We start from the raw sequence: 26,599 nt of genomic DNA on the forward strand, positions 1-26,599 counted from the left end.
TCACTTTACGTGAAGATAGAGGTGCGAGCGTCAACAGTACCATTTTTGAGGATGACAGATCCGACGACGAAATGGGAAAGGGGCAATCGCCGAAATGAAGAGCTGCTGATCCAGCGCTTCGTTGGTCTTGTGTTGAACAAACCCAAGATTGTCAGAATACACATTCTGGAGGGCTATCTTGCATGGACATATACTTTGACCGTGTTAGACAAAATGCTTTCCATTCGTGGAAAGCATTTTTTTGTCCCATCCGCTACCGGAGGAGATTAGGAAAATGGCAATTGTCGTCATGAAATTTGGAGGAACATCGGTTGGCTCAGTGGAGCGTATCCGAAATGCAGCACGTCGCGTCATCATGGAATCAGAACAAGGGAATCAAGTCGTAGTCGTTGTATCCGCAATGGGCAAAACAACCGATCACTTGGTTACTCTTGCAGAAGAAATCACATCGTCGCCATCAAAACGAGAGATGGATATGCTCTTATCAACTGGCGAACAGGTCTCGATGTCATTACTTGCAATGGCTCTTGAGACACAAGGCTACCCAGCCGTTTCTATGACAGGATGGCAGGCAGAATTACAAACTGAAAAAGTGCATCGCAATGCACGAATCGTTTCACTGAAAGGTGACAAAATTCGTGAGAAGCTAGATGCTGGAAATATAGTCGTCGCTGCTGGTTTCCAAGGTATTACAGAAGACGGGGAGATTACTACACTTGGCCGCGGAGGTTCAGATACAACGGCCGTCGCAATTGCTGCAGCTGTTGGAGCCATCCGCTGCGATATTTATACAGACGTGGATGGAGTCTACACGTCCGACCCACGCTTTGTCGAAGGTGCACGTAAATTACAATCAATTGAGTACGATGAGATGTTAGAGCTTGCCAACTTAGGCGCAGGCGTCTTGCATCCACGCGCTGTTGAGTATGCAAAAAACTACAAAATTCCACTGACTGTCCGCTCGAGTTTGACAGATCAGGAGGGGACAGTTATTGAGGAGGTTACATCGATGGAGTCAAATCTGATTGTACGAGGTGTGGCATTTGAATCTGATGTCGTTCGGTTAACAATAGGGTATGAAAAAGCATTTAATGGGTCACTCGCTATGATCTTTACGACACTAGCAAAACACAATATCGATGTCGATATCATTGTGCAATCTATAGTCGATGGCACAACGCCAACGGTTTCGTTCACTATTAAAAAAGAAGCATTGTCCGAAGCGATTCAAGTATTAGAAGAGAAAAAACAAGAGCTAGGGTTCCAAGTGGCAGATTTCGAAGTCGGCCTTGCAAAAGTATCGATTGTAGGATCAGGAATGGTTTCCAATCCAGGAGTAGCAGCACAAATGTTTGATCGCTTACGCCAAGAATCGGTTCCAGTTAAAATGGTCAGTACATCAGAAATCAAAGTATCTGTAGTCGTTCCGCAACAACAAATGATTCAGTCGGCGAATGCGCTTCACGACGAGTTCCGCTTGTCGGAGCTTGAGGTACAAGTGTAAACTTTCGTTTGAGTAGATAAAGAACAGCTCCTTCTCGCACTCTCGTTGCGGGGAAGGGGTTGTTTTTTTGTACTAGAAGACTGTGAATTAGTTTCCATAATATGACTGAGGGCACAAACCAGCCATTTGAGGGCACAGAACCGCTCGATCAGGGCATAAAAAGCCTATTCCAGGGCACAAACAACGAAATTGAGGGCATAAACAATTCTGAGAGAAATCTACCCTGTGAAAAAAATGACCATAAAAAAGAATGCTGATTTCGACATCAGCATTCTACAAAATAGTTACAATAGTGTGAACAAAACACGCAATTTGTTCACAAATGTGAGCAGATAAATGGGAGCGCTCTCACACCAGATGTAAACTAAAGACAACTGCTATTCTGATTTTGTTGTAAAAACAACAAGTGTAGATGAGACATCTTCCAGACACTCCGTCATCCGACTCTCTAACTGTTCAAGTTGCTCTGCTAAAAATCCTGCCTCAAGCTTGAAGCAGCGATCGGACCGCGACGATGAACGAATCGTGTCCTGTAGGTGGAAGATGCTTTCACGCTTTGCTTGTGTATGTAATTGCAACTCGCCCCAGCCGGCTTGTTGAAAGAACGCACAAATCTCATCAACCGACTGACATGGGAATTTTCGAGCCAAATCTTTACCGGCCCAATATAAAACTTCCTGTTCATGTTTTCCTAATAGGTTGGCAATCAGGTGGTCACGAATCAATTCGTACCCAAACTGAGGAATCATTTTTTCTTGTGTCTTTTCCATACAGTCCACTCACTTTCCAAAATCAACGATATCAGTATAGCATGTAGTACTAAAATTTGCGTATGTGAAAAAAGACACAATGCATTGCAACCCTTAGAGACATCTAGACTTTGAGAAGGATTCTCAATCCCAAAGTGCCTTGACCTGCCTATACTAGGGGAGTACAATAGTTATGTTAAACTACAAGGCCGTTACGAATAACGATATTTCGCTTGTCGTAACATTCATTGAATTGTCACATCGCCGTGGCAACTCAATCGCAAAATTTGAGGGGGGTAACCATCTTGGCGAAAAACAACGAATTTCTTTGGCGTCGTCTGCATTCCTTATTAGGAATTATTCCGGTTGGGCTGTTCTTAACACAGCATTTAATTGTCAACCACTTTGCAACACGCGGAGAACAAGCATTTAACGATGCAGCACACTTTATGGAAAGCTTACCATTCCGTTATGCACTTGAAATCTTTGTGATTTTCTTACCTTTAATGTTCCACGCATTTTACGGAATCTACATTGCTTTCACTGCAAAAAATAACACGAACCGCTTTAGCACATTCCGTAACTGGCTGTTCGTGGCACAACGTATCACAGGGATTTTCTTAGTAGTATTCATTGCATGGCACGTATACGAAACACGCTGGCAGGTTGCAATCGGAGCAGATACAGCTGACTTCAACATGATGGCTGATATTCTAGCGAATCCTTGGATGTTTGGTTTCTACGTTGCTGGTGTTGTGGCAGCAACTTTCCACTTTGCGAATGGTATTTGGTCATTCCTAGTAAGTTGGGGGATTACACAATCCGCTGCTTCACAACGTTTGGCTACATACGCAACTCTAGGTATTTTCGTAGCATTGACAGTAGTGGGTATCCGCGCATTGCTTGCATTCGTCTAAACCACTACTAAAAATTCGAGGAGTGAGAAAAGCATGGCAAAAAGTAAATTGATCGTTGTCGGTGGAGGCCTTGCAGGTCTTATGGCAACTATGAAAGCTGCCGAAAATGGCACGCCTGTTGATTTATTCTCATTAGTTCCAGTAAAGCGCTCTCATTCAGTGTGTGCGCAAGGTGGAATTAATGGTGCAGTTAACACAAAAGGTGAAGGAGATTCAACGTACAAACACTTTGACGATACAGTGTATGGCGGTGACTTCTTAGCGAACCAAGGCCCTGTAAAGGCAATGGCTGATGCAGCACCTGGAATTATTCACTTATTTGACCGTATGGGTGTTATGTTCAACCGTACTCCAGAAGGTCTTTTAGATTTCCGCCGCTTTGGTGGAACACTTTATCACCGTACAGCATTCGCTGGTGCGACAACTGGTCAACAGTTACTATACGCACTTGACGAGCAAGTACGTCGCTACGAAGTAGACGGTTTAGTCACGAAATACGAAGGATGGGAATTCCTCGGTATTATTAAAGATGACGAAGGCGTTTGCCGTGGTATTAAAGCACAAAACTTAAACACTGGAGAAATCCAAGCGTTCCGTTCAGATGCTGTAATTATGGCAACGGGTGGACCTGGTATCATCTTCGGTAAAACAACGAACTCTATCATCAACACAGGTTCTGCAGCGTCTATCGTGTACCAACAAGGTGCAAAATACGCAAATGGTGAATTCATTCAGATTCACCCAACTGCAATCCCTGGTGATGACAAACTTCGTCTGATGTCAGAATCAGCGCGTGGTGAGGGTGGACGTGTTTGGACATACAAAGACGGGAAGCCTTGGTACTTCCTAGAAGAGAAATATCCAGACTACGGTAACTTAGTACCACGTGATATCGCAACACGTGAAATCTTTGACGTGTGTGTCAACCAGAAGCTTGGAATCAACGGAGAAAACATGGTATACCTTGACCTTTCTCACAAAGATCCACACGAGCTTGATGTAAAACTTGGTGGAATCATCGAGATTTATGAAAAGTTCACTGGTGATGACCCACGTAAAGTTCCAATGAAAATCTTCCCAGCTGTTCACTACTCAATGGGTGGTCTATGGGTCGATGACGATCAAATGACGAACATTCCTGGATTATTTGCTGCTGGTGAGTGTGATTACTCACAACACGGTGCAAACCGTCTAGGTGCTAACTCATTACTTTCAGCTGTATTTGGTGGTAGCGTTGCTGGACCAAACGCTGTGAAGTACATGAAAGGTCTTGAAAAGTCTGCTGCTGATCTTCCGGACGAAATCTTTACTCGTGAAGTGAAGAAGGAAGAAGAAGAGTGGAACAAAGTGTTGAATATGAAGGGTACAGAAAACGCGTACCTAATCCATAAAGAGCTTGGCGAGTGGATGACAGACAACGTAACAGTTGTACGTTACAACGACAAGCTAGAACAAACAGATAAAAAGATTCTTGAATTGATGGACCGCTGGGAGCACATCAACATGGACGATACACAACAGTGGTCGAACCAAGGTGCTTCATTCACACGTCAGTTGAAGAACATGTTATACCTTGCACGTGTTATTACAATCGGAGCGCTAATGCGTAACGAAAGCCGCGGGGCGCACTACAAACCAGAATTCCCAGAGCGTAATGACGAGGAATTCATGAAAACAACAGTTGCGGACTTCGATCCAGCAACAGGTGCACCAATCATCACTTACGAAGCAATCGACGTATCGTTGATTCCACCTCGTAAACGTGATTATTCTTCTAAAGGAGGGAAATAATCAATGGTGACAGCAACTGAAGCAAAGAAAATTACTATTGAAATTCAGCGTCAAGATACACCTGACTCGAAACCTTATTTCGAAGCCTTTGAAGTCAATTACCGTCCAAATATGAACGTGATTTCTGCACTTATGGAAATTCGTCAAAACCCAGTCAATAAAGACGGAAAAGCAACGAAGCCTGTAACATGGGATATGAACTGTCTAGAGGAAGTTTGTGGAGCGTGTTCAATGGTGATCAACGGTCGTCCGATGCAGTCATGTTCGGCACTAGTTGATAAATTAGAGCATCCAATTAGACTTGAGCCAATGCGTACATTCCCAGTCGTTCGTGACCTTCAAGTTGACCGCACACGCATGTTTGATTCATTAAAACGTGTGAAAGCATGGGTTCCAATTGATGGTTCATACGATCTTGGTGAAGGTCCACGTATGCCTGAGCGTAAGCGTCAATGGGCATATGAGCTTTCAAAATGTATGACATGTGGAGTTTGTCTAGAAGCGTGTCCAAACGTGAACGACAAATCAAACTTCATGGGTCCAGCACCACTTTCACAAGTTCGTCTATTCAATGCGCATCCAACAGGTTCTATGAACAAAGATGAGCGTTTGAATGCAATCATGGGCGAAGGGGGTATCGCAAACTGCGGTAACTCACAAAACTGTGTAGTGGCGTGTCCAAAAGGTATTCCATTAACAACATCTATCGCTGCTCTTAACCGTGACACAACGGTTCAAATGTTCCGTAACTTCTTCGGTTCGGATTACATGGTGGATAACTAAGATTTAGATGTGCAGGACGCCCCTGTTACTTAAAAAAGTAACAGGGGTTTTTTCTGTCTGCCAACGCGGTGCCTGTCACCATTTACCATCAGTTCCCATTTGGTGCCTGTCACCCTATAAAGTATCTTCCTTCGCAACCCGAACTATGCTATACTATTGACTGAATAGTCATTCATTTTAAGGGGGAGAACGAATGAGAGCTAGCTACATCCAAGATGTCGAGGCATGGCGCGACGAATTTCAATTTTATTCTGAAGTAAGTGTTCGGTTTAGTGAGACCGATATGTATGGACACTTGAACAACACTGTGAACTTTGCGTATTTTGAATATGCGCGAATTGAATTTTTTAAACACATTCAATTAATGAACGACTGGTTAGATCCAAAAGGGGAAACAATACCAGTTGTGGCGGATCTCCAATGTGACTTCGTGAAACAAGTCTACTTTGATGAAAAACTCCGCATTTATGTAAAAGCAAATTCAGTGGGTACATCTTCTATGGACGTGCATTACATGATGGTCAACGAAAAAAATGAAATAACAGCAACAGGGCGAGGGACAATCGTACAAATTCATCGCCTTACTGGAAAACCAGTTGCTTGGTCAGAAGATACAAAAAAACAATTGCAACATGCGTAAATGGCACGCCTCTTCGTATTTATTCATATCGTATGGATAGACACGGGGAGGGATTTTTTGTTTCAATCCAATTATTTCATTTTGACGAAACGTGAGCAGGACGTATTCCAGCTTTTGCTTGCGGGGCTTTCTACAAAACAAGTGGCTGCGACACTGGACATTCGACAGAAGACGGTGCGGAATCAGATCTCAAATGCGATACAAAAATTAGGTGTTTCCGGGCGAAAAGCAGCACTTGAAGAACTAGTACGATTAGGGGAAATTCAGTAAAGCACGACAGACTCTTGTAATTTCACGCAGAAGACGTCACAATAAGTACTACAAGGATATGCAAAAGCGAGGGATTTGATGACGAACGAACAGAATAGTCCGGTACAACACGATGCAGATCGCGTGGCCGTGCTCGAAAAAGAATTACGCTATATTTCGGGTGTAATTAAACAAAAAGGTAGACAAATATTAAATTCGTACACAATTACACCGCCCCAATTTATTGCCCTACAATGGTTGCACGAATCAGGAGACATGACGATTGGTGATTTATCGACTAAAATGTATTTAGCTTTCAGTACGACGACGGATCTAGTAGACCGCATGGAAGCGAATCATCTTGTTCAGCGTGTACGTGACGAATCCGATCGTCGCGTTGTCCGTATACACCTTCTATCAGAAGGAGAGCGCATCATTGAAGAAGTCATCAACAAGCGCCGTGCGTATTTAACAGCTGAACTTGAAACGTTCACAAAGCAAGAAGTCGAGCAATTGACAGAACTGCTTCACAAATTACACAAAGAAATGAAAAAGTAAAGAACTGAGGAATTCGTGTGGATCGTCCGATTGGTATTCTCGATTCAGGTGTCGGCGGCTTAACTGTTGCAAAAGAAATTATGCGCCTGTTACCGAACGAACAAATTATATATGTAGGAGATACGGCGCGATGTCCGTATGGTCCGCGTAGCCCGCAAGAAGTCCGGAAATTCACCTGGCAGATTTCACTGGCTCTGCAGAAGATGGATGTCAAAATGCTGATCATTGCTTGCAATACAGCAACAGCTGTGGCATTAAACTCTCTGAGCCGCCAGATGCCATTTCCTGTGCTTGGCGTTATTTTCCCTGGTGCACGCGCTGCCTCTAAAGCGACGCGCAATCATAAAGTTGTCGTACTGGGGACAGTAGGCACAGTGAAAAGTGGAGCGTATGAGTATGCAGTCGCTGCTCTGAGTTCTTCGAGTCAAGTGGAAGCGCTGGCTTGTCCAACGTTCGTTCCCCTTGTAGAAAGTAATGAATATGACGGGGAATTTGCGCACAAGATGGTAGAAGAAGCGCTCACCCCTTTAAAAGGGAAAGACTTCGATACAATCATTTTAGGCTGCACGCACTACCCGTTGCTACAATCTCACATTGAGAATGTAGTGGGAGATCATGTGCATGTCGTCTCTTCTGCCCAAGAGACAGCGAGCGATGTACGCGATTACTTAGATTTTCATAACCAACACAATACTAAACCCGGGAAAAAGCCGCCAATTTTTTATGCGACTGGCTCAATCCCGATGTTCAAGGATATTGCGGAGCGTTGGCTCGAACTCGACGCTGCGGATGTTCGACGAATTCAATTTTGACCCTCGACAGGATTTCCTGCAGAGGGTCTTTCTACGACAGAAAGGATGATAGGATGCGACATGATGAACGCACACCACAGGCAATTCGCCCTGTAACGATTGAAAAAGATTTTATTACACACCCAGAAGGTTCGGTTCTTATAACAGTTGGAGGAACGCGTGTCATTTGTAACGCAACGATTGAAGAGAAAGTTCCTCCATTTTTACGCGGGCAAGGCAAGGGGTGGGTCACTGCTGAATACTCGATGCTTCCACGCGCGACGCACAGCAGGTCTCCTCGTGAAGCGGCCAAAGGGAAAATCGGTGGTCGTACGATGGAAATTCAACGTCTAATTGGTCGAGCGCTGCGCTCAGTAGTCGATCTTGAAGCATTAGGGGAACGCACGATTTGGGTGGATTGTGACGTCATTCAAGCGGATGGCGGAACACGTACAGCTTCCATCACAGGTGCATTTGTTGCAATGACGCTTGCGATTGGACGATTAGTGGAAGAAAAACAATTACCTGTATTTCCAATCAAAGATTTCTTAGCTGCTGTTAGCGTTGGTGTGTTAGAAGAAGGACCAGTAGCAGATTTGGATTACGTTGAAGATTTTGCAGCGCACGTCGATATGAATTTAGTGATGACAGGAAAAGGTGAGTTCGTCGAAATTCAAGGGACAGGTGAGGAAGCGACGTTCACTCGTCAGCAATTGAACGAGCTTCTAGAACTTGGAGAAGGTGCGATTCGTGAACTGATTCAAATTCAAAAAGAAACACTTGGCGCACTTGCGGATGAAGTGGGGAACGAAACAGGAGGTCTTGAGTAATGAAAGAGATTTTAATTGCTACAAAAAATAAAGGAAAAGCCAAAGATTTCGAATCGATTTTTGGTCCTCTTGGCTATACTGTCAAAACACTGGATGATGTCGCGTCGCATCTAGATGTGGAAGAGACAGGTTCGACGTTTGAAGAAAACGCAATTTTAAAAGCAGAGGCACTTGCAAATGAACTAAACACAATTGTCATTGCAGATGATAGTGGGTTAGAGGTCGATGCGTTAAACGGCGAACCGGGTATTTATTCGGCTCGTTATGCGGGCGAAGCGAAAAGTGATGAGGCCAATATGGCTAAACTACTTGAGAACTTGAAAGGGATAGAAGGTGCAGCACGTTCCGCACGATTCGTCTGTGCTATTGCGTTAGCGACTCCTGGCGAAGCGACGAAGACGTATCGCGGGACATGTGAAGGCGAGATTGCGACAGAACGCAAAGGAGAATTTGGGTTCGGATATGACCCAATTTTCTGGGTGCCGAATCAGCAAAAGATGATGGCGGAATTGCGTCCGGAAGAAAAGGCGGCAATTTCTCATCGCGGTGCAGCGATTGAGAAGTTACGCGCGGACTGGGATGGCCTAAATTAATTTTCCTGAAATACCATTGACTTTGATTCTAGGGATATCTATAATGAGAAATGTCTTTCCTGTCTGTGGATAGGAAAGTACTTTGACCCTGTAGCTCAGCAGGATAGAGCAACGGCCTTCTAAGCCGTCGGTCGGGGGTTCGAATCCCTCCAGGGTCGTAATTTACTTGTAAGCCTTCTTCTTTCTACATTACAATAGAAAGAAGAAGGCTTTTTATTTACAGAACGTAAACTGCAGGAAGCAGGTGAGCTCATGAAAAAACAAAAACCAGAACGCCGTGGCAACATGATCATCTTCCCAGGCGCCCTCACCATTCAAATCGACAAAGCACTTCGCGCAGCGGACCGGCACGATTTCATGGAAGCTGTTCGTCAATTCGAGACGGCCGCAGAACTCGGGACACTTGAGCCGGAAGCACAACTCATCTATGCATACTCCCTTTACGAAATTCGAGAATTCGAAAAGTCACTTGTACTATGTGACACATTGCTCCATGAAGGATTCGATCAATACGAAGAACTTATGGACCTTTACGTGACATTGCTCGTGGAACTGCGCCGCTTTGAAGAGGCCGATGCACTGATCGCTACACTCATTGAAGAACGCGTATTGTCACCGGAGCGAAAAGAAAAGTGGCTCCATCTTCGTGATCTGAGCGGACGACTAGCCGCGAATGCAGAAACTAAAGAAGTGCCGGAGCCACTTGCAGAGCTCAAACAACACGAATACGACCCTGAGACATTTTTTATGCAGCCGCTCGCTGTTCAATACCAGCGTCTCCTTGCAGCATTTGAAGGGGATTGTCAAAAACTTGAGCTTGAATGGAAACAAATTGTGGAACACGAATCTGTTCATCCAGTCATCCAGACACTTGCACTTCTGCTGCTCATCTCTTCAGATAGTCAAAAAACGATTCGAGTGAAAAAATTCAACTGGGATCAGCCTTGGATTCCTGCAGCTCTGGATGAACCGTTTGAAAACAGTCGATTCACGCAACTCGTGTCGAAAATTGAAGAACGTCTTGAAAATGAGCCAACAGCTTACTTGCTGATTCGTGACACATTTCAACATCATTGTTACTTACAATACCCGTATGTGTGGAACGGTTTTTCGGATGAAGAAGTGGTCGACGGGTATACGCTGTATTTTGAAGAACTCCTCCAAGGTGAAACGAATAAAGCGGATCATCGCGTACTGCGCATGATTCATAAGATTGACCAGCTCTATGCTCTACTAGAAATACAATAGGTTGAAAGTGCCGTGAACTATGGTATAATGTACAAGTTGTCAATACATTTATTAATGGATTAGTCAAAAATGAAACCAATTGTTGGAGGTCGAATACATGTCTACGAAATGGGAAAAACAAGAAGGAAACGAAGGCGTATTAACGTTTGAAGTTTCTGCAGAAGAATTCAAGAAAGCTATCGACGAAGCGTTCAAAAAAGTCGTAAAAAACATCAACGAGCCAGGATTCCGCAAAGGAAAAATGCCACGTCAAATGTTCAATAAAAAATATGGTGAAGAAGCACTTTACCAAGATGCTATCGACATCGTGCTTCCAGAAGCTTACACGAAAGCACTTGATGAGTCAGGAATCGATCCAGTTGATCGTCCAGAAATCGACATCGAGTCAATCGAAAAAGGCGAGCCAGTTGTTTTCACAGCTAAAGTAACAGTAAAGCCTGAAGTTAAATTAGGTGAATACAAAGGTCTTGAAGTGTCTAAACTAGACGAGACAGTTACAGAAGAAGAAATCAACGAGCAACTGTCTAACCACCAAGCGCGTCTTGCTGAAATGTCAGTAAAAGAAGACGAAATCGTTGAAGGCGATACAGCGACAATCGATTTCGAAGGATTTGTTGGCGAAGAAGCATTCGAAGGCGGTAAAGGTGAAGACTACGATCTAGAAATCGGATCAAACACATTCATCCCTGGCTTTGAAGAGCAATTAATTGGTTCTAAAACTGGCGACTCTAAGGATGTTGTTGTAACATTCCCAGAAGAGTACCACGCTGCTGAACTAGCTGGTAAAGAAGCGACTTTCAAAGTAACAGTAAAAGAAGTTAAAGGAAAAGTACTTCCTGAATTAAACGATGACTTCGCAAAAGAAGTTGATGAAAATGTAGAAGGTCTTGATGCACTTCGCACAAAGTTAACAGAACAAACAACAGAAGAGAAAAAACAAACGGCTGCACAAGCACTTCGTGACGACCTAGTGGAAAAAGCGGCTGCAAATGCAGAAGTGGACATCCCAGAAGCAATGGTAACTTCAGAAGTTGACCGCATGCTTCAAGAGTTTGGCCAACGCCTATCTCAACAAGGTATGAACTTGGATCTTTACTACCAGTTCTCTGGTCAAGACGAAGACGCACTACGTGCACAAATGAAAGAAGATGCTGAAAGCCGCGTGCGTGTATCTCTTACATTAGAAGCAATCGCTGCTGCTGAAGGCATTGAAGTTACAGAAGAAGACATCAATGCAGAGCTTGAAAAAATGACAGCTCAATTCGGTATGTCAGTTGACCAAATCAAAACTGCTCTTGGCGGAACTGCTATCTTAGAAAACGATATCCGTTTCCAAAAAACAGTTGAGTTCTTAGTAGACAACGCGAAAGTAACTGAATAAGAGACCATTTACGGAACAAGGTGCAGATGATTCTGTACCTTGTTCTTTACATAATCATTTCATTTGCTATACATACCATAATCTTGTAAACTAAATCTCTGAATAGGGGTGAGTACAGTGTTCAAATTTAATGATGAAAAAGGGAACCTAAAGTGTTCATTCTGCGGCAAACCTCAAGAGCAGGTACGCAAACTTGTAGCTGGCCCTGGCGTATATATTTGTGACGAATGTATCGATCTTTGCTCTGAGATTGTAGAGGAAGAACTAGGAACAGAAGAAGAAGTAGAATACCGTGAAGTTCCAAAACCACGCGAGATTCAAGGAATTCTCGATGAATATGTTATCGGACAAGAGCGTGCGAAAAAAGCGCTAGCTGTTGCCGTTTATAACCATTACAAACGTATCAATTCAAACAGTGTCATTGACGAAGTGGAATTGTCAAAATCAAATATCGTTTTGATTGGACCTACAGGAAGCGGGAAAACTCTTCTTGCTCAAACATTGGCACGTATTCTGAACGTACCATTTGCTATTGCAGATGCGACGTCACTTACTGAAGCGGGTTATGTTGGGGAAGACGTAGAAAATATCCTTCTAAAATTGATTCAATCAGCGGATTACGATATTGAACGTGCTGAAAAAGGAATCATTTATATTGATGAAATCGATAAAGTAGCGCGTAAATCTGAAAACCCATCGATTACACGGGATGTTTCCGGTGAGGGAGTGCAACAAGCGCTTCTAAAAATTCTAGAAGGTACAACTGCGAGCGTGCCACCACAAGGCGGTCGTAAGCATCCTCATCAAGAATTTTTACAAATCGATACTACGAACATCTTGTTCATCGTCGGTGGTGCATTTGATGGAATCGAATCCATTATCAAACGCCGCATGGGCGAAAAAGTCATCGGATTTGGTTCGGATCCAAATAAAAAAGACCCAGAAGCAGATAGCTTAATGGCAAATCTGATTCCGGAGGACTTATTAAAGTTTGGTCTGATTCCAGAATTCATCGGTCGTTTGCCGGTGTTAGCAAGCTTAGAGACGTTAAATGTGGACGCACTCGTTCAAATCTTAACGGAACCTAAGAATGCGCTCGTCAAACAATACGAAAAAATGATGGAGCTTGATGGCGTCAAATTGACGTTTGAAACGGACGCTCTTTCGGAGATCTCAAAACTTGCGATCGAACGTAAAACAGGAGCACGTGGACTTCGTTCAATTATCGAAAATATCATGTTGGACGTCATGTTCGATCTTCCTTCTCGTGAAGACATCGTAGAATGTGTCATCACAAAAGAGACAATAACGGAAGGCACTCCGCCGAAGTTATTAAAAGAAGACGGTACTGAGTTCCAAAATGATACGAAGACGTCTGCTTAACAGCGAACATCCAGCTGGCTTTCCGTTAGCTCAACTTTGAGCTAATAGAAGGTCGGCTTTTTTTGTTCTAGATGTGTAGAACGCCGCTCTAGAAATTCCGAGGAAATCCGGCGTGCCCGTGAAGGCGCTTTTCAGACTTTGCGGGTGCGACGGATTCCGGAGTGTGTTTCTGGCGTTCGGAACTCGATTACTCAAAATGTATAGAACGCGGTTTATGCAAACAAAAAGCATGTCTTTAGGGATATTTCCCCACTATCGAGTATACTAAATGAACAAGCTGGTCATTAGACCATGAAAGGTGGACGAAAGATGACCTCTCAAGAAACAACACGCTACCCAATACTTCCTTTACGAGGACTTCTCGTATTCCCAACATTAACCCTACATATCGATGTGGGTCGTAAAAAATCAATGGCAGCACTCCAAGCTGCGATGAAACAAGACGAGAAAATCGTCCTCATTGCACAAAAGGATATGGAACTAGACAATCCGGGACAAGACGATCTATACGACGTCGGCGTTCTTGTGCATATTCGTCAACTGATGAAACTTCCGAACGGAACGATGCGCGTCCAAGTCGAAGGTCTTGAGCGAGCTGTGGTGGAATCTTATGAAGATGCAAAAGAGTTCGATCATGTAGTCGTTTCAACAATCACTGAATCGAAGCAGCCATCTCCAGAACAGGAAGCATTGATGCGAACATTGCACGCAGGCTTCACGAAGTTCAGTAAGCTATCCAAACAAGTATCCGAGGACTCAGCTCGTGCTGCAACAGAAATCAACGAACCAGGTCGTTTGGCGGATACTGTGGCGACACATCTTCCACTTCGAATCACAGCCAAACAAGAGGTCCTCGAAACGCTTGATGTGACAGAGCGATTGATGTATTTGATTGAAAAGCTCGAAAATGAAAAAGAAATTCTGGATTTAGAAAAGAAAATTCAAATTCGAGTAAAAAAAGCGATGGAGCAAACGCAAAAAGAGTTTTATCTTCGCGAGCAGATGAAAGCCATTCAATCAGAGCTTGGTGATAAAGACGGCAAGACAGGTGAAGTGTCTGACTTACGCAAGAAGATTGAATCCACTGGCTTCCCTGAAGCGACGATGAAAAATGTGTTAAAAGAACTGGATCGTTTCGAACGTATCCCGGCTCAGTCACCAGAGAGCGGAGTCATTCGCAACTATTTGGACTGGATGACTTCACTTCCATGGACGACGAAGACCGAAGATCAACTCGATATTCACCGTTCTCAAGAGATTTTAGATCGTGACCACGATGGTCTCGAGAAAGTAAAACAACGAATATTAGAGTATCTGGCTGTTCGTCAACTTACGAAATCACTCCGTGGACCTATCCTTTGTTTAGTGGGGCCGCCTGGAGTCGGGAAGACGTCATTAGCTAAATCGATTGCAGAGTCGCTTGACCGGAAATTTGTCCGTGTCGCATTAGGTGGCGTGCGCGATGAATCAGAAATTCGTGGACACCGCCGCACGTATATTGGAGCAATGCCAGGACGAATTATTCAAGGAATGAAAAAAGCAGGCACAATCAACCCGGTGTTCTTACTCGATGAAATTGACAAGATGAGCAATGATTTCCGAGGCGACCCGTCGTCTGCGATGCTTGAAGTACTGGACCCGGAGCAAAACAACTCGTTCAGCGATCACTATATTGAAGAGTCGTACAACTTATCAAATGTATTATTCATCGCTACAGCGAACGATTTATCTTCCATTCCAGGTCCTCTTCGTGACCGCATGGAAGTGATTTCGTTAGCCGGTTACACAGAGATGGAAAAAGTCGATATTGCAGAGCATCACTTGCTTCCGAAGCAAATGAAAGAGCACGGTCTGACAAAATCGAAGATCTCGATCAAGCGCGATGTACTGCTTGATGTCGTGCGTTATTACACGCGAGAAGCAGGCGTACGTTCACTTGAGCGCACAATCGCAGGGATCTGCCGAAAAGCGGCTCTCCAAATCGTTAAAGGTGAAAAGAAAAAAGTTACCGTGACTCCGAAGAACTTGGATTATTTCCTGGGCAAGCGCAAGTTCCGACATGGCCAGGCTGAATTGTCGAATCAGGTAGGTGCAGCAACAGGTCTTGCTTACACGTCTGTTGGTGGAGACACGCTTCAAATTGAAGTGTCTTTATCAGCCGGAAAAGGCAAACTGCAACTAACCGGAAAACTTGGCGACGTCATGAAAGAGTCTGCGCAAACTGCTCTTTCCTATGTACGCTCAAATGCTGAATCGTTAGGGATTGCTACCGATTTCCATGAGAAATATGATATCCACATCCACGTACCGGAAGGCGCTGTTCCAAAAGATGGCCCATCGGCTGGTATTACGATCACCACTGCACTAGTATCCGCATTAACAGGCCGTCCCGTGAAGCGCGAAGTCGGGATGACAGGTGAAGTAACATTACGTGGTCGAGTCTTACCAATTGGTGGACTAAAAGAAAAAACATTGAGTGCGCATCGTGCCGGTATTGATACAATTATCATACCGAAAGACAATGTACCGGATATGGACGACATTCCGGAAAGCATTCGCGAAGAGTTGACTTTCCATCCAGTTTCACAGATGGAGGAAGTATTGGCCATCGCACTAGAGGAGAGTAATTATGCAAATTAATAATATTGAGTTATTGATCAGCGCAGTGCGCCCGGAACAGTACCCTGAAACGGGATTACCGGAAATCGCACTTGCAGGTCGATCAAATGTAGGAAAATCATCGTTTATCAATCGTATGATTGGGCGTAAAAGTATGGCCCGTATTTCATCTAAGCCAGGAAAGACACAAACTTTGAACTTCTACAAAATCGAAGAACAATTAGTGTTTGTCGACGTCCCGGGCTACGGGTACGCAAAAGTTTCAAAAACTGAGCGTGCTGCTTGGGGAAAAATGATCGAGACGTACTTCACGTCACGTGAATCTTTAAAATCGGTTGTCTTAATCGTGGATTTACGTCATCCGCCAACAAACGATGATACTATGATGTATGACTTTTTAAAGCATTACGCTATCCCATGTATCATTGTCGCAACAAAGTCCGACAAGATTCCAAAAGGCAAATGGGAGAAGCATAAAAAAATCGTCAAAGAAACACTCGACATGGATCCATCTGACCCACTCGTGTTGTTTTCATCTGAGACAGGAAAAGGCCACGACGAAGCTTGGACTGAAATCCGTAAAGCAATCGGTGAAGAAAACTAATAGTTCAAACCCGCTGACATTATGTTGGCGGGTTTTTTTAGGTACTTTTTTTAGGTACCTGTCCCAAACACTATTCTGACATTCACGACTATTCAATAGATATGCATCCTGAACCCGCATTGCTACATTCGATGGTAAATATTTATAAATTGTGTTGGAATTGTTTGGGGTCCAGGTACCTTTTGGGAACAGCTGGTAATTAACAGTTGACTACTATATAAGTTGAGTGGAAAGAAGGGGTTGACTCCAGTGGGATCAAAGTCTGTCGTGAGATCCCGCAGGAGCTTGCGACGAGGAAGCTCACGGAGCGCCCACGGAAAGCAGCCCCGTAATGGAACTCAACGTTTTAGATAAGGGACTTCGCATGAAATCGAGTAGCGGCTCCACATCTAAAAGAGGGAATACTCTGACTAATGCCGTATCGTTGTAAGCCTCGACACAATTTGGTACACTATATTTAGAATCATTCTAATGTAGAACGTAATCTAGTGTAGGACTTTCATACACTGTTCACAAATGTCGAAGTACGCTGTCCTACACCTGTGCTATACTAGGACTAGTGAAATGGACGTATAAAGGAGATATGACGCAATGAACACTCTCGTGGTCGGTGTCAATTACCGAACAGCGCCAGTGGAGATTCGTGAAAAGCTTTCGTTTATCGAAGCTGAACTTCCGAATGCCATGGAGGCGTTGCAAGAGCAAAAAAGCATACTCGAAAACGTAATTGTCTCAACGTGTAACCGTACAGAAGTCTATGCAACTGTCGATCAGCTACACACAGGCAAATACTATATAAAGCAATTCCTAGCAGCGTGGTTTGATCTTAGTATTGATGAGATCTCACGCTATGTGTTTGTCAAAGAAGAAGACGACGCAAAAAAACACCTATTTAAAGTGTCTGCTGGTATTGACTCGATGGTTCTTGGCGAAACGCAAATTCTCGGCCAAGTCAAAAAGAGTTTCTTATCTGGACAAGAACACGGCACAACAGGTACAGTGTTCAATCAGCTGTTCAAACAAGCTGTGACGTTTGCAAAACGTGCGCATGCTGAAACCGCGATTGGCGAAAATGCGGTGTCTGTTTCGTACGCGGCTGTTGAGCTTGGCAAAAAAATCTTCGGTTCGTTAAGAAACAAGCACATTGTCATTTTAGGTGCAGGGAAGATGGGCGAACTAGCTATTCAGAATCTCCACGGTTCTGGAGCTGGAAAAGTCACGGTCATCAACCGTACATTTGAAAAAGCGGAACTGCTTGCAGCGAAATTTGATGGAAAAGCAAAGCCACTGGATGAACTGCAATGTACGTTACTTGAAGCAGATATCTTGATCAGTTCGACAGGATCTTCGACATACGTCATTGACTTCGAACTGATGCAATTTGTAGATAAACTTCGTAAAGGGAAGCCTTTATTCATGGTCGATATCGCGGTACCACGCGATTTAGATCCGAAAATCGGGGATCTTCCGAACGTATTCTTGTATGACATCGATGATTTACAAGGCATCGTAGAAGCAAACCTTGCAGAACGAAAACGTGCAGCAGCGCGCATTGAAGATATGATTGAAACTGAAGTGACGACATTCAATGACTGGATTGCGACGCTTGGTGTTGTTCCTGTAATTTCTGCACTACGTAAAAAAGCAAGCACGATTCAACAAGAGACAATGGCATCGATTGAAAACAAAATGCCAGAACTAACAGAACGTGAGCGTAAAATTTTAAACAAACATACAAAATCCATTATCAATCAGCTATTGAAGGAACCGATCCTTCAAGCAAAAGAGCTCTCGACGAGTCCGGATGCCGCGAAACAACTTGCGATGTTCCAGCAAATCTTTGGCATTGAAGAAGAGGTCAAAGACGAAGTGCAACTCGCGCAACAAAAAGCGAAAACAGTGAAAGCGCCGACTACAAAAGAAGCGCAAGCACTGCGCGGTGAATACTCGTTTTAAAGACTGAAAAGGCGTTTCTCCAATCTATTTGTGGCATAATAGATGATAGAGAAATGCCTTTTTTCAGTTTCAATTTCAGCAGAGGATGATTTCAATGAATGAGTTATGGATGCTACGGCTGCAAGAAATCATCGTAATCATGATTGCTGTCAGTCTCGTGTTTTATGTGATTGATTTCTTGAAAAAGAATACACGCATGAACCGCATCGGGACGTCTCTACTCATCACCGGTTGGGCGGTCCAGACGTTGCTCTTGCTGTATTTATTGATTGGTGACAACCGCTTTCCGATTTTATCACTTGAGGAAGGCTTCTATTTTTATGCATGGTTACTCTTAGGACTGACGATAGCGCTAAAAGTGTTTTGGAAACTCGACATCCCTGCCTTATTGTTCAGTTGTCTCGGCTTTATCTTTCTCGTCATTCATACATTTGGCGCAGGGCGATTTTCCGGCGGGGAAGTGTCTGCGTACTTAATCAATGAACTATTGATTATTCATATCACGTTTGCAATTCTTGCCTATGTGGCATTTTCCGTGTCCTTTGTATTCTCGATTTTGTATTTGGTTTTGCACCGGATGTTGAAACAGAAAAAATGGAATGCACATTTTACGCGCCTTCCATCTTTGTCACAAGCTGAATCGATGATGACCTATTCGATTTTAGCCGGTATTCCTTTATTATTTGTCAGCTTATTGTTAGGCTTAGAATGGGGCTATATTGCTATAGTCGGATTCAACTGGTTCGATTCTAAAATCGTGACCTCATTCGTCCTTCTCATCGTGTATCTGATCGTCTTTATTGTACGAGAACGACCACGTGTGATTGGAACGACATATGCATGGATCCATATCTATGCGTTCTTATTTGTACTCATTAATTTTTTCCTCGGAAGCTCGTTTTCCGAATTTCACTTATGGTAACTAGAAAGGTTGAGAGATATGCGTAAAATTATCGTCGGTTCACGCCGCAGTAAACTCGCTCTTTGGCAAACAAATTGGTTCATCGAGCAGATGAAAAATTCAGGAGCTCCATTTGAGTTTGAAATCAAAGAAATCGTGACAAAAGGAGACCGAATTTTAGACGTCACCCTTTCAAAAGTCGGTGGTAAAGGATTGTTTGTGAAAGAAATTGAGCAAGCTTTATACGACAAAGAAATCGACTTCGCTGTACACAGCATGAAAGATATGCCGTCAGCTATGCCAGAAGGACTTGTCATCGGTTGTGTGCCGGACCGCGTGGATGAGCGGGATGCATTTATCTCGAACAATCATGTGAAGCTTGCAGACCTCCCAAAAGGTGCAGTTGTCGGAACGAGTAGTCTACGCCGTAGTGCACAGATCTTGTTGCAACGCCCAGACGTTGAAATCAAGTGGATTCGTGGAAATGTAGATACGCGCTTAGCGAAACTTGCAGCAGGTGAATATGATGCGATTATACTAGCAGCAGCTGGCTTGAAGCGTTTAGGCTGGAGCGAAAATACAGTAACGGAATATTTGGATGTCGAGACATGTATTCCGGCAGTTGGACAAGGCGCACTAGCAATCGAGTGTCGCGAAGACGATGCGGAATTACTCGAAGCGCTTGGCAAACTGACAGATGCAAACACGTGGAAAACAATTGAAGCGGAGCGTGCATTCTTACACGCAATGGATGGTGGATGCCAAGTGCCAATCGCAGGACACGCGACGATTGATGGTGACACCATTACATTGACAGGTTTAGTAGCCGCACCAGATGCTTCGATTGTATATAAGGAAACAAAGACAGGTACAGATGCAGTAGCACTTGGTAAAGAAATTGCAGAGACCCTGACAAAAGAAGGGGCCTATGATTTGATTCAACGTGTTAAAGAACAGGCCGATGTCTGAGCCGTTTATTGTAACCGGGCAACTGCACGATCAGACTCTGCTGAAGACAATTGAACAAGCAGGGTTTCAAGCTGTGCATCTCCCGTTGATTGAGACGCGACCGCTGACTCTTTCCGAGGTTGAAATCGCGCGCATTACAGCGTGCGACTGGCTCCTCTTTACAAGTCAGACGGCTGTTCATGCGTTTTTTGACCAATTAGAAACGCCTTTCACCGGTAAGTTTGCCGTCGTCGGATCAAAGACAGAAAAAGCACTGCAATCCCATGGCTACGAAGCAAGCTTTAAACCATCAGTTTACAGTGCAGATGTATTTGTCGAAGAATGGAATGCAAGTCAACCCAATGATTGTCGTGTGGGATTTGTAAAAGGCAATCTTGCAAAGCCGACAATCGAGCAAGGTCTTCATTCTAGTGTTGATTTTGTCGTAGTTTACGAGACGACTTCTGTTCCACAAAATGTTCTTACAATCAATGACTGGATCGCACAGCATCACCAAGTGACGCTTGTCTTTGTGAGTCCTTCTGCAGTGCGTTCATATACACAAGCAGGAGGCGCCATAACAGACCATGTCATTTTCTGTGCAATCGGTCATATTACAAAAAAAGCGTTAGAAGACGCGGGAATGACTGTCCACGTGATGCCTGAGCGCTATACATTGGAAGACGTCGTGAACGCGCGTCTTCATTACAAGGAGTGAATGCCATGCAACCGACTTTTAAACGTCACCGCAAACTGCGTACATCTGCAGCCATGCGTGCATTAGTAAAAGAAACGTATCTTCATAAAGAAGACTTAATTTATCCTTTATTCGTCGCTGAGGGCGAAAATCGCAAAACCGAAGTGTCATCGATGCCAGGTGTCTTCCAATTTTCTTTAGACCGTCTAGGCGAAGAACTCGATGAAATCGTAGAACTTGGTATTCAGTCCATCATCTTATTCGGCCTTCCTGCTGAGAAAGATGAGATGGGAACGGGTGCCTATCACAATCACGGAATCATCCAAGAAGCGACTCGCTTTGTAAAAGAACGCCACCCACAATTACTTGTCATCGCGGATACGTGTTTATGTGAGTATACGAGCCATGGTCATTGTGGAGTCGTCGATGAATCGGAACGTATCGTCAATGATGCGTCGTTAAATCTACTCGCGAAGACGGCTGTCAGCCAAGCGGAAGCCGGAGCTGACATTATTGCACCTTCGAACATGATGGACGGGTTTGTCGCTGTGATTCGTAAAGCACTTGACGATGCAGGATTCGAAGACATTCCCATCATGTCGTATGCTGTAAAATATGCATCAGGATACTATGGACCGTTCCGCGAAGCAGCAGACGGTGCGCCAAAGTTTGGTGACCGTAAAACGTATCAAATGGATTATGCGAATCGTTTAGAAGCGCTTCGTGAAGCACAGTCCGATGTGGAAGAAGGCGCAGACTTCCTGATTGTGAAGCCTGCACTAAGCTATTTAGATATTATTCGTGATGTCCGCAATGCACATGACCTGCCAATTGTTGCGTACAACGTAAGTGGCGAGTATGCGATGGTCAAGGCAGCAGCAATCAACGGTTGGATCGATGAAAAGTCTGTCGTGCTTGAAACTATGACAGGAATGAAACGCGCAGGTGCAGATCTTATTCTGACGTACCACGCGAAAGATGTAGCAAAATGGCTGGAGGAGAAGTAAATGGCAAAAACCTATACAAAATCTCAGCACGCATTTGAAGAAGCAAAAGATTTGATGCCAGGGGGCGTAAACAGCCCTGTTCGTGCGTTTAAATCGGTCAATATGGACCCGATCTTTATGGAAAAAGGAAAAGGCGCGATCGTGACGGATATCGATGGCAATGACTACATCGATTATGTATTATCATGGGGTCCACTGATTCTAGGTCATACAAATGAAAAAGTTGTGGCTGAAATTCAGCGTGTTGCTGAACTTGGTTCAAGCTTTGGTGCATCGACGCTGATTGAAAACGAGATGGCGAAACTTGTGATGGATCGTGTACCGTCAATCGAAATGATTCGCATGGTGTCGTCTGGAACAGAGGCAACAATGTCAGCACTTCGTTTAGCTCGAGGGTTCACTGGCCGCAACAAGATTTTAAAATTCGAAGGTAGCTACCACGGACATGGCGATAGCTTATTAATCAAGGCTGGTTCCGGTGTTGCGACTCTTGGACTTCCCGATTCACCAGGTGTGCCAGAGTCTGTTGCAAAAAACACGTTAACAGTGCCATTCAACGACTTAGAGGCTGTAAAAGAAGCGTTTAAACATTTTGGTGACGATATCGCTGCCATTATTACTGAACCGGTTGCAGGGAACATGGGTGTCGTTCCACCACAACCTGGATTTTTAGAAGGCTTGCGTGCCATCACAGAAGAAAATGGCGCATTGTTGATTTTTGATGAAGTCATGACGGGCTTCCGTGTAGATTACGGTTGTGCACAAGGCTACTACGGGGTAAAACCTGATATCACGTGTCTAGGAAAAGTAATCGGAGGCGGCCTTCCAGTAGGCGCATTCGGTGGACGTCGTGACATCATGGAACAAATCGCTCCAGCAGGTTCTGTCTACCAAGCAGGTACTCTTTCAGGAAATCCACTTGCGATGGCAGCTGGTTATGCGACATTGTCTCAGCTGACTCCAGACAGCTATACGTATTTCCAAAAGCTTGGGGACCGTTTAGAGCAAGGGTTCCGCGCAGTAGCAACGGAATTTGATATTCCGCACACGGTGAACCGTGCAGGCTCGATGATCGGATTCTTCTTCACAAACGAAGACGTGACGAACTACGACCAAGCAAAAACGTCAGACTTAGGCTTGTTTGCAGATGTATACCGTTTGATGGCGGAGCAAGGTGTCTACTTGCCACCTTCTCAGTTCGAAGGATTGTTCCTCTCAACTGCGCACACGGAAGAGCATATCGATAAAACGATTGCCGCATTCCGCGAAGCATTCAAACAATTGAAAAACTAAATCTAATTGAACACCTCCTTTCATGGTGACTTGACGGCACCCGTGCGATTCCTTACAATAAGAACATATACAATAAATGCATCGAACGGGAAGAGTAATGATTTCCTTGATCTGTAGAGAGAAGGCCATTTGGTGAAAGGTCTTCGGTCAAGCGTCATGAAGGTAGCCCGGGAGCAGCTGTCGTGAACTTACAGTAGTGACAGCCGGTGAAGAGCCGTTAGTGAATGAAGTGCATGCTTCGGCATGAAGTAAAGGTGGTACCGCGACTATACCCTCGTCCTTTTTCCTAAGGACGGGGGTTTTTTGTATTCTCCGACCGCTTCATTCACACAAACCAAAAGGAGTGACGTACATGACAAACGAAATCGAAATGCCGACAAAGTACGATCCGCAATCGATCGAACAAGGCCGCTATGAGTGGTGGTTGAAAGGAAAATACTTCGAAGCACATCCAGAGAGCGATAAAGAGCCCTACACAATCGTGATTCCGCCACCAAACGTAACTGGGAAGCTACACCTTGGACACGCATGGGATACGACGCTACAAGATATCATTATTCGTATGAAACGTATGCAAGGCTATGATGCATTATGGCTTCCTGGAATGGACCATGCGGGTATCGCGACACAAGCTAAAGTTGAAGAAAAACTACGCGCGGAAGGAAAAACACGTTATGACCTTGGTCGCGAGGCATTTGTCGAAGAAGCTTGGAAGTGGAAAGAAGAATACGCAGGTCACATCCGCTCACAATGGTCGAAGCTTGGTCTCGGTCTCGATTACTCACGTGAACGTTTCACACTTGATGAAGGCCTATCTCACGCAGTACGCGAAGTATTCGTAAAGCTATACGAAAAAGACTTGATCTACCGCGGTGAGTACATCATCAACTGGGACCCAGCGACGAAAACGGCATTATCGGATATCGAAGTTATTCATAAAGAAATAGAGGGTGCCTTCTATCATTTGCATTACCCGCTAACAGATGGAACAGGTTCGATCGATGTTGCAACGACGCGTCCTGAGACGATGCTTGGGGATACTGCGGTCGCAGTTCACCCAGAAGATGAACGCTACAAGCATTTGATTGGCAAAACTGTAACACTGCCAATCGTTGGACGTGAAATCCCAATTGTGGCAGATGACTACGTAGACATGGAATTCGGAAGCGGTGCTGTAAAAATCACACCTGCACACGATCCAAATGACTTCGAAATCGGTAACCGCCACAACTTAGAACGCGTTCTTGTCATGAACGAAGATGGATCTATGAACGGTAATGCTGGTAAATACGAGGGCTTGGACCGTTTCGAATGCCGCAAGCAAATCGTCAAAGACCTACAAGAGATGGATGTTCTTTTTAACATCGAAACGCACGTTCACTCGGTTGGTCATTCGGAGCGAAGTGGGGCAGTTGTTGAGCCTTACCTATCTACACAATGGTTCGTTCGCATGAAACCACTAGCGCAGCAAGCCATGGACATTCAAGAGACAGACGGCAAAGTGAACTTTGTTCCGGACCGTTTCGAAAACACGTACATGCGCTGGATGGAAAACCTCCACGACTGGTGTATTTCTCGTCAACTGTGGTGGGGCCATCGCATTCCAGCTTGGTACCATAAGGAGACAGGTGAAGTTTTCGTAGGACACGAAGCACCTGCAGACCTTGAGAACTGGCGCCAAGAAGACGATGTACTCGACACGTGGTTCTCCTCTGCACTCTGGCCGTTTTCAACGATGGGCTGGCCGGATGCCGACAACGAAGATTTCAAGAAGTATTACCCGACGAACACATTAGTTACAGGCTATGACATCATCGCCTTTTGGGTATCGCGTATGATTTTCCAAGGTGTAGAATTTACAGGCACACGCCCATTCCAAGACGTATTGATTCACGGTCTTGTACGTGACGCGGAAGGCCGCAAGATGTCGAAGTCTCTTGGTAACGGCGTTGACCCGATGGATGTCATCGAACAGTACGGTGCGGATGCACTTCGCTACTTCTTATCAACAGGTTCATCACCAGGTCAAGACCTTCGCTACTCAACGGAGAAAGTAGAAGCCGTATGGAACTTTGCGAACAAGATTTGGAATGCTTCTCGTTTCGCCCTCATGAACATGGACGGCATGAAATATGAAGAAATCGATTTAACGGGTGAAAAATCAGTTGCAGATGCATGGATTTTGACGCGTTTGAACGAAACAATCGAAACCGTAACACGCTTGTCTGATCGCTATGAGTTCGGGGAAGTGGGCCGTGCCCTCTACAACTTCATCTGGGATGACTTCTGTGATTGGTACATTGAGATGGCGAAACTGCCACTGTATGGTGAAGACGAAGCAGCGAAGAAGATGACGCGTTCAGTTCTTGCGTACGTACTCGACCAAACAATGCGCTTGTTGCACCCATTCATGCCATTCATCACGGAAGAAATCTGGCAGAACTTGCCGCACAAAGGCGAGTCCATTGTTACAGCAAGCTGGCCAACAGTACGTGACGACTTGAACTTCCCAGAGCAAGCAGAAGAAATGAAACTTCTTTCGGAAATCATTCGTTCGGTTCGTACAATCCGTGCAGAGGTGCAGACACCAATGAGCAAAAAAGTACCGCTGATCCTATCTGCGAAAGATGAAAAAGCACTGGCGACTCTAGAGAACAACGCTGCCTACATCGAGAAATTCTGTAACCCAGAAACACTTGAAATCGGCTTACGTCTAGATGCACCAGAAAAAGCAATGTCTGCTGTTGTTACAGGAGCTGAACTGTTCTTACCACTACAAGGGTTAATCGATATCGACGCTGAACTTGCGCGACTTGAAAAAGAACTTGCGAAGTGGGAAAAAGAAGTGAAACTCGTTCAAGGCAAACTTTCAAACGAACGCTTTGTTTCAAAAGCACCAGAAGCTGTTGTAGCAGAAGAACGTGCTAAAGAAGCGGACTACCTGGAAAAACGCGACACAGTCATCAAGCGTTTAGAAGAATTGAAGAATCTCTAACTTGATTTAAACCCCTGGGGTTGTCTCTTACCAAGTACGCTTGGCAAGTGAGACAACCTCAGGGGTGTTTTTGTAATCTGAATACCCCCTGCAATGCAGGGGGTTCCTGAGAGCTTTCAGCTATGGACAAAAAAATCCCCTCATCATACGATATTTTCAGGT

At 44.5% G+C, this 26,599-nt stretch carries 23 protein-coding genes, 1 tRNA gene, 1 riboswitch and 1 other annotated feature; of the genes, 23 read left to right on the top strand and 1 reads right to left on the bottom strand.

All coding sequences use genetic code 11. The features are described 5' to 3' along the window. The first annotated feature begins 8 nt into the window (after positions 1 to 8). A riboswitch (Lysine riboswitch) is annotated at positions 9 to 184 on the top strand. Between the two features lie 90 nt (positions 185 to 274). Next, positions 275 to 1,504 carry an aspartate kinase gene (locus JOD03_RS08100; protein WP_204590347.1) on the top strand — a complete coding sequence of 410 codons (1,230 nt, stop codon included), beginning with the start codon at positions 275 to 277 and terminating at the stop codon, positions 1,502 to 1,504. 377 nt (positions 1,505 to 1,881) lie between these two features. Here the strand turns inward: JOD03_RS08100 and JOD03_RS08105 are convergent, their stop codons facing one another. Then, a complete protein-coding gene (locus JOD03_RS08105; protein WP_204590348.1) occupies positions 1,882 to 2,274 on the bottom strand; it encodes a DUF2507 domain-containing protein in 393 nt (130 codons plus the stop codon). Between the two features lie 284 nt (positions 2,275 to 2,558). On the opposite strand from JOD03_RS08105, the gene JOD03_RS08110 reads away from it, so the two are divergent. From JOD03_RS08110 to JOD03_RS08215, 22 genes are all read left to right on the top strand, one after another. Next, a complete protein-coding gene (locus tag JOD03_RS08110) occupies positions 2,559 to 3,170 on the top strand; it encodes a succinate dehydrogenase cytochrome b558 subunit (protein ID WP_204590349.1) in 612 nt (203 codons plus the stop codon). A 33-nt stretch (positions 3,171 to 3,203) separates the two neighbouring features. Next, positions 3,204 to 4,961, top strand: coding sequence for a succinate dehydrogenase flavoprotein subunit (gene sdhA, locus JOD03_RS08115; RefSeq protein ID WP_204590350.1), 1,758 nt, complete (start codon positions 3,204 to 3,206; stop codon positions 4,959 to 4,961). Positions 4,962 to 4,964: 3 nt separating this feature from the next. Beyond that, on the top strand, positions 4,965 to 5,744 hold the full coding sequence (sdhB, locus tag JOD03_RS08120) for a succinate dehydrogenase iron-sulfur subunit (RefSeq protein WP_204590351.1): 780 nt from the start codon (positions 4,965 to 4,967) through the stop codon (positions 5,742 to 5,744). A gap of 193 nt (positions 5,745 to 5,937) precedes the next feature. After that, the gene (locus tag JOD03_RS08125; RefSeq protein WP_204590352.1) at positions 5,938 to 6,384 is read left to right on the top strand and encodes an acyl-CoA thioesterase; all 447 of its coding nucleotides are present in this window, start codon (positions 5,938 to 5,940) and stop codon (positions 6,382 to 6,384) included. A 57-nt stretch (positions 6,385 to 6,441) separates the two neighbouring features. Continuing rightward, the gene (locus JOD03_RS08130) at positions 6,442 to 6,654 is read left to right on the top strand and encodes a helix-turn-helix domain-containing protein (RefSeq protein WP_275580377.1); all 213 of its coding nucleotides are present in this window, start codon (positions 6,442 to 6,444) and stop codon (positions 6,652 to 6,654) included. A gap of 78 nt (positions 6,655 to 6,732) precedes the next feature. Next, positions 6,733 to 7,191, top strand: a complete 459-nt coding sequence (locus JOD03_RS08135) for a MarR family winged helix-turn-helix transcriptional regulator (RefSeq protein WP_204590354.1) — start codon at positions 6,733 to 6,735, stop codon at positions 7,189 to 7,191. A gap of 17 nt (positions 7,192 to 7,208) precedes the next feature. Further along, positions 7,209 to 8,003: a glutamate racemase gene (gene racE / locus JOD03_RS08140; protein WP_338032454.1), complete on the top strand. Its 795-nt coding sequence runs from the start codon at positions 7,209 to 7,211 to the stop codon at positions 8,001 to 8,003. A gap of 53 nt (positions 8,004 to 8,056) precedes the next feature. Then, positions 8,057 to 8,812 (top strand): ribonuclease PH, encoded by a 756-nt coding sequence (rph, locus tag JOD03_RS08145; protein ID WP_204590355.1) that lies wholly within the window; start codon positions 8,057 to 8,059, stop codon positions 8,810 to 8,812. Continuing rightward, positions 8,812 to 9,405 (top strand): XTP/dITP diphosphatase, encoded by a 594-nt coding sequence (locus JOD03_RS08150; protein WP_204590356.1) that lies wholly within the window; start codon positions 8,812 to 8,814, stop codon positions 9,403 to 9,405. Before rph ends, JOD03_RS08150 begins: the two co-directional genes overlap by 1 nt. Before the next feature lie 84 nt (positions 9,406 to 9,489). Further along, positions 9,490 to 9,563, top strand: a tRNA-Arg gene (locus tag JOD03_RS08155). 94 nt (positions 9,564 to 9,657) lie between these two features. Further along, on the top strand, positions 9,658 to 10,653 hold the full coding sequence (locus JOD03_RS08160) for a hypothetical protein (protein WP_204590357.1): 996 nt from the start codon (positions 9,658 to 9,660) through the stop codon (positions 10,651 to 10,653). A 97-nt stretch (positions 10,654 to 10,750) separates the two neighbouring features. Then, the gene (tig, locus tag JOD03_RS08165; protein WP_204590358.1) at positions 10,751 to 12,034 is read left to right on the top strand and encodes a trigger factor; all 1,284 of its coding nucleotides are present in this window, start codon (positions 10,751 to 10,753) and stop codon (positions 12,032 to 12,034) included. Between the two features lie 117 nt (positions 12,035 to 12,151). Beyond that, positions 12,152 to 13,417, top strand: coding sequence for an ATP-dependent protease ATP-binding subunit ClpX (gene clpX / locus JOD03_RS08170; protein WP_204590359.1), 1,266 nt, complete (start codon positions 12,152 to 12,154; stop codon positions 13,415 to 13,417). Between the two features lie 309 nt (positions 13,418 to 13,726). After that, positions 13,727 to 16,057 (top strand): endopeptidase La, encoded by a 2,331-nt coding sequence (gene lon, locus JOD03_RS08175; RefSeq protein ID WP_204590360.1) that lies wholly within the window; start codon positions 13,727 to 13,729, stop codon positions 16,055 to 16,057. Beyond that, entirely contained in the window at positions 16,047 to 16,640 is a 594-nt protein-coding gene (yihA, locus tag JOD03_RS08180) for a ribosome biogenesis GTP-binding protein YihA/YsxC (protein WP_204590361.1), read from the top strand. Before lon ends, yihA begins: the two co-directional genes overlap by 11 nt. Positions 16,641 to 17,231: 591 nt before the next feature. Beyond that, entirely contained in the window at positions 17,232 to 18,596 is a 1,365-nt protein-coding gene (gene hemA, locus JOD03_RS08185; protein ID WP_204590362.1) for a glutamyl-tRNA reductase, read from the top strand. A 94-nt stretch (positions 18,597 to 18,690) separates the two neighbouring features. Further along, on the top strand, positions 18,691 to 19,518 hold the full coding sequence (gene ccsA, locus JOD03_RS08190; protein WP_204590363.1) for a cytochrome c biogenesis protein CcsA: 828 nt from the start codon (positions 18,691 to 18,693) through the stop codon (positions 19,516 to 19,518). 18 nt (positions 19,519 to 19,536) lie between these two features. Next, positions 19,537 to 20,466 carry a hydroxymethylbilane synthase gene (gene hemC, locus JOD03_RS08195; protein ID WP_204590364.1) on the top strand — a complete coding sequence of 310 codons (930 nt, stop codon included), beginning with the start codon at positions 19,537 to 19,539 and terminating at the stop codon, positions 20,464 to 20,466. After that, the gene (locus JOD03_RS08200; protein ID WP_204590365.1) at positions 20,459 to 21,163 is read left to right on the top strand and encodes a uroporphyrinogen-III synthase; all 705 of its coding nucleotides are present in this window, start codon (positions 20,459 to 20,461) and stop codon (positions 21,161 to 21,163) included. Before hemC ends, JOD03_RS08200 begins: the two co-directional genes overlap by 8 nt. A 5-nt stretch (positions 21,164 to 21,168) precedes the next feature. Then, the gene (hemB, locus tag JOD03_RS08205; protein WP_204590366.1) at positions 21,169 to 22,149 is read left to right on the top strand and encodes a porphobilinogen synthase; all 981 of its coding nucleotides are present in this window, start codon (positions 21,169 to 21,171) and stop codon (positions 22,147 to 22,149) included. After that, positions 22,150 to 23,442 carry a glutamate-1-semialdehyde 2,1-aminomutase gene (hemL, locus tag JOD03_RS08210; protein WP_204590367.1) on the top strand — a complete coding sequence of 431 codons (1,293 nt, stop codon included), beginning with the start codon at positions 22,150 to 22,152 and terminating at the stop codon, positions 23,440 to 23,442. 72 nt (positions 23,443 to 23,514) lie between these two features. Then, positions 23,515 to 23,727 (top strand) — a binding site (T-box leader). A gap of 67 nt (positions 23,728 to 23,794) precedes the next feature. Further along, on the top strand, positions 23,795 to 26,437 hold the full coding sequence (locus JOD03_RS08215; RefSeq protein WP_204590368.1) for a valine--tRNA ligase: 2,643 nt from the start codon (positions 23,795 to 23,797) through the stop codon (positions 26,435 to 26,437). Positions 26,438 to 26,599 lie beyond the last annotated feature (162 nt).

This window comes from Chryseomicrobium aureum, assembly GCF_016909155.1.
Classification (GTDB): domain Bacteria; phylum Bacillota; class Bacilli; order Bacillales_A; family Planococcaceae; genus Chryseomicrobium; species Chryseomicrobium aureum.

What these genes read in the sequence shown, in the direction of transcription:
- JOD03_RS08150 (WP_204590356.1), top strand. Translation starts at nt 8,812, where the DNA reads ATGAAAGAGATTTTAATTGCTACAAAAAATAAAGGAAAAGCCAAAGAT.
- hemB (WP_204590366.1), top strand. Translation starts at nt 21,169, where the DNA reads ATGCAACCGACTTTTAAACGTCACCGCAAACTGCGTACATCTGCAGCC.
- JOD03_RS08135 (WP_204590354.1), top strand. Translation starts at nt 6,733, where the DNA reads ATGACGAACGAACAGAATAGTCCGGTACAACACGATGCAGATCGCGTG.
- hemC (WP_204590364.1), top strand. Translation starts at nt 19,537, where the DNA reads ATGCGTAAAATTATCGTCGGTTCACGCCGCAGTAAACTCGCTCTTTGG.
- yihA (WP_204590361.1), top strand. Translation starts at nt 16,047, where the DNA reads ATGCAAATTAATAATATTGAGTTATTGATCAGCGCAGTGCGCCCGGAA.
- sdhB (WP_204590351.1), top strand. Translation starts at nt 4,965, where the DNA reads ATGGTGACAGCAACTGAAGCAAAGAAAATTACTATTGAAATTCAGCGT.
- ccsA (WP_204590363.1), top strand. Translation starts at nt 18,691, where the DNA reads ATGAATGAGTTATGGATGCTACGGCTGCAAGAAATCATCGTAATCATG.
- JOD03_RS08100 (WP_204590347.1), top strand. Translation starts at nt 275, where the DNA reads ATGGCAATTGTCGTCATGAAATTTGGAGGAACATCGGTTGGCTCAGTG.
- lon (WP_204590360.1), top strand. Translation starts at nt 13,727, where the DNA reads ATGACCTCTCAAGAAACAACACGCTACCCAATACTTCCTTTACGAGGA.
- tig (WP_204590358.1), top strand. Translation starts at nt 10,751, where the DNA reads ATGTCTACGAAATGGGAAAAACAAGAAGGAAACGAAGGCGTATTAACG.
- JOD03_RS08105 (WP_204590348.1), bottom strand. Translation starts at nt 2,274, where the DNA reads ATGGAAAAGACACAAGAAAAAATGATTCCTCAGTTTGGGTACGAATTG.
- JOD03_RS08160 (WP_204590357.1), top strand. Translation starts at nt 9,658, where the DNA reads ATGAAAAAACAAAAACCAGAACGCCGTGGCAACATGATCATCTTCCCA.
- JOD03_RS08125 (WP_204590352.1), top strand. Translation starts at nt 5,938, where the DNA reads ATGAGAGCTAGCTACATCCAAGATGTCGAGGCATGGCGCGACGAATTT.
- JOD03_RS08200 (WP_204590365.1), top strand. Translation starts at nt 20,459, where the DNA reads ATGTCTGAGCCGTTTATTGTAACCGGGCAACTGCACGATCAGACTCTG.
- hemL (WP_204590367.1), top strand. Translation starts at nt 22,150, where the DNA reads ATGGCAAAAACCTATACAAAATCTCAGCACGCATTTGAAGAAGCAAAA.
- JOD03_RS08215 (WP_204590368.1), top strand. Translation starts at nt 23,795, where the DNA reads ATGACAAACGAAATCGAAATGCCGACAAAGTACGATCCGCAATCGATC.
- rph (WP_204590355.1), top strand. Translation starts at nt 8,057, where the DNA reads ATGCGACATGATGAACGCACACCACAGGCAATTCGCCCTGTAACGATT.
- sdhA (WP_204590350.1), top strand. Translation starts at nt 3,204, where the DNA reads ATGGCAAAAAGTAAATTGATCGTTGTCGGTGGAGGCCTTGCAGGTCTT.
- hemA (WP_204590362.1), top strand. Translation starts at nt 17,232, where the DNA reads ATGAACACTCTCGTGGTCGGTGTCAATTACCGAACAGCGCCAGTGGAG.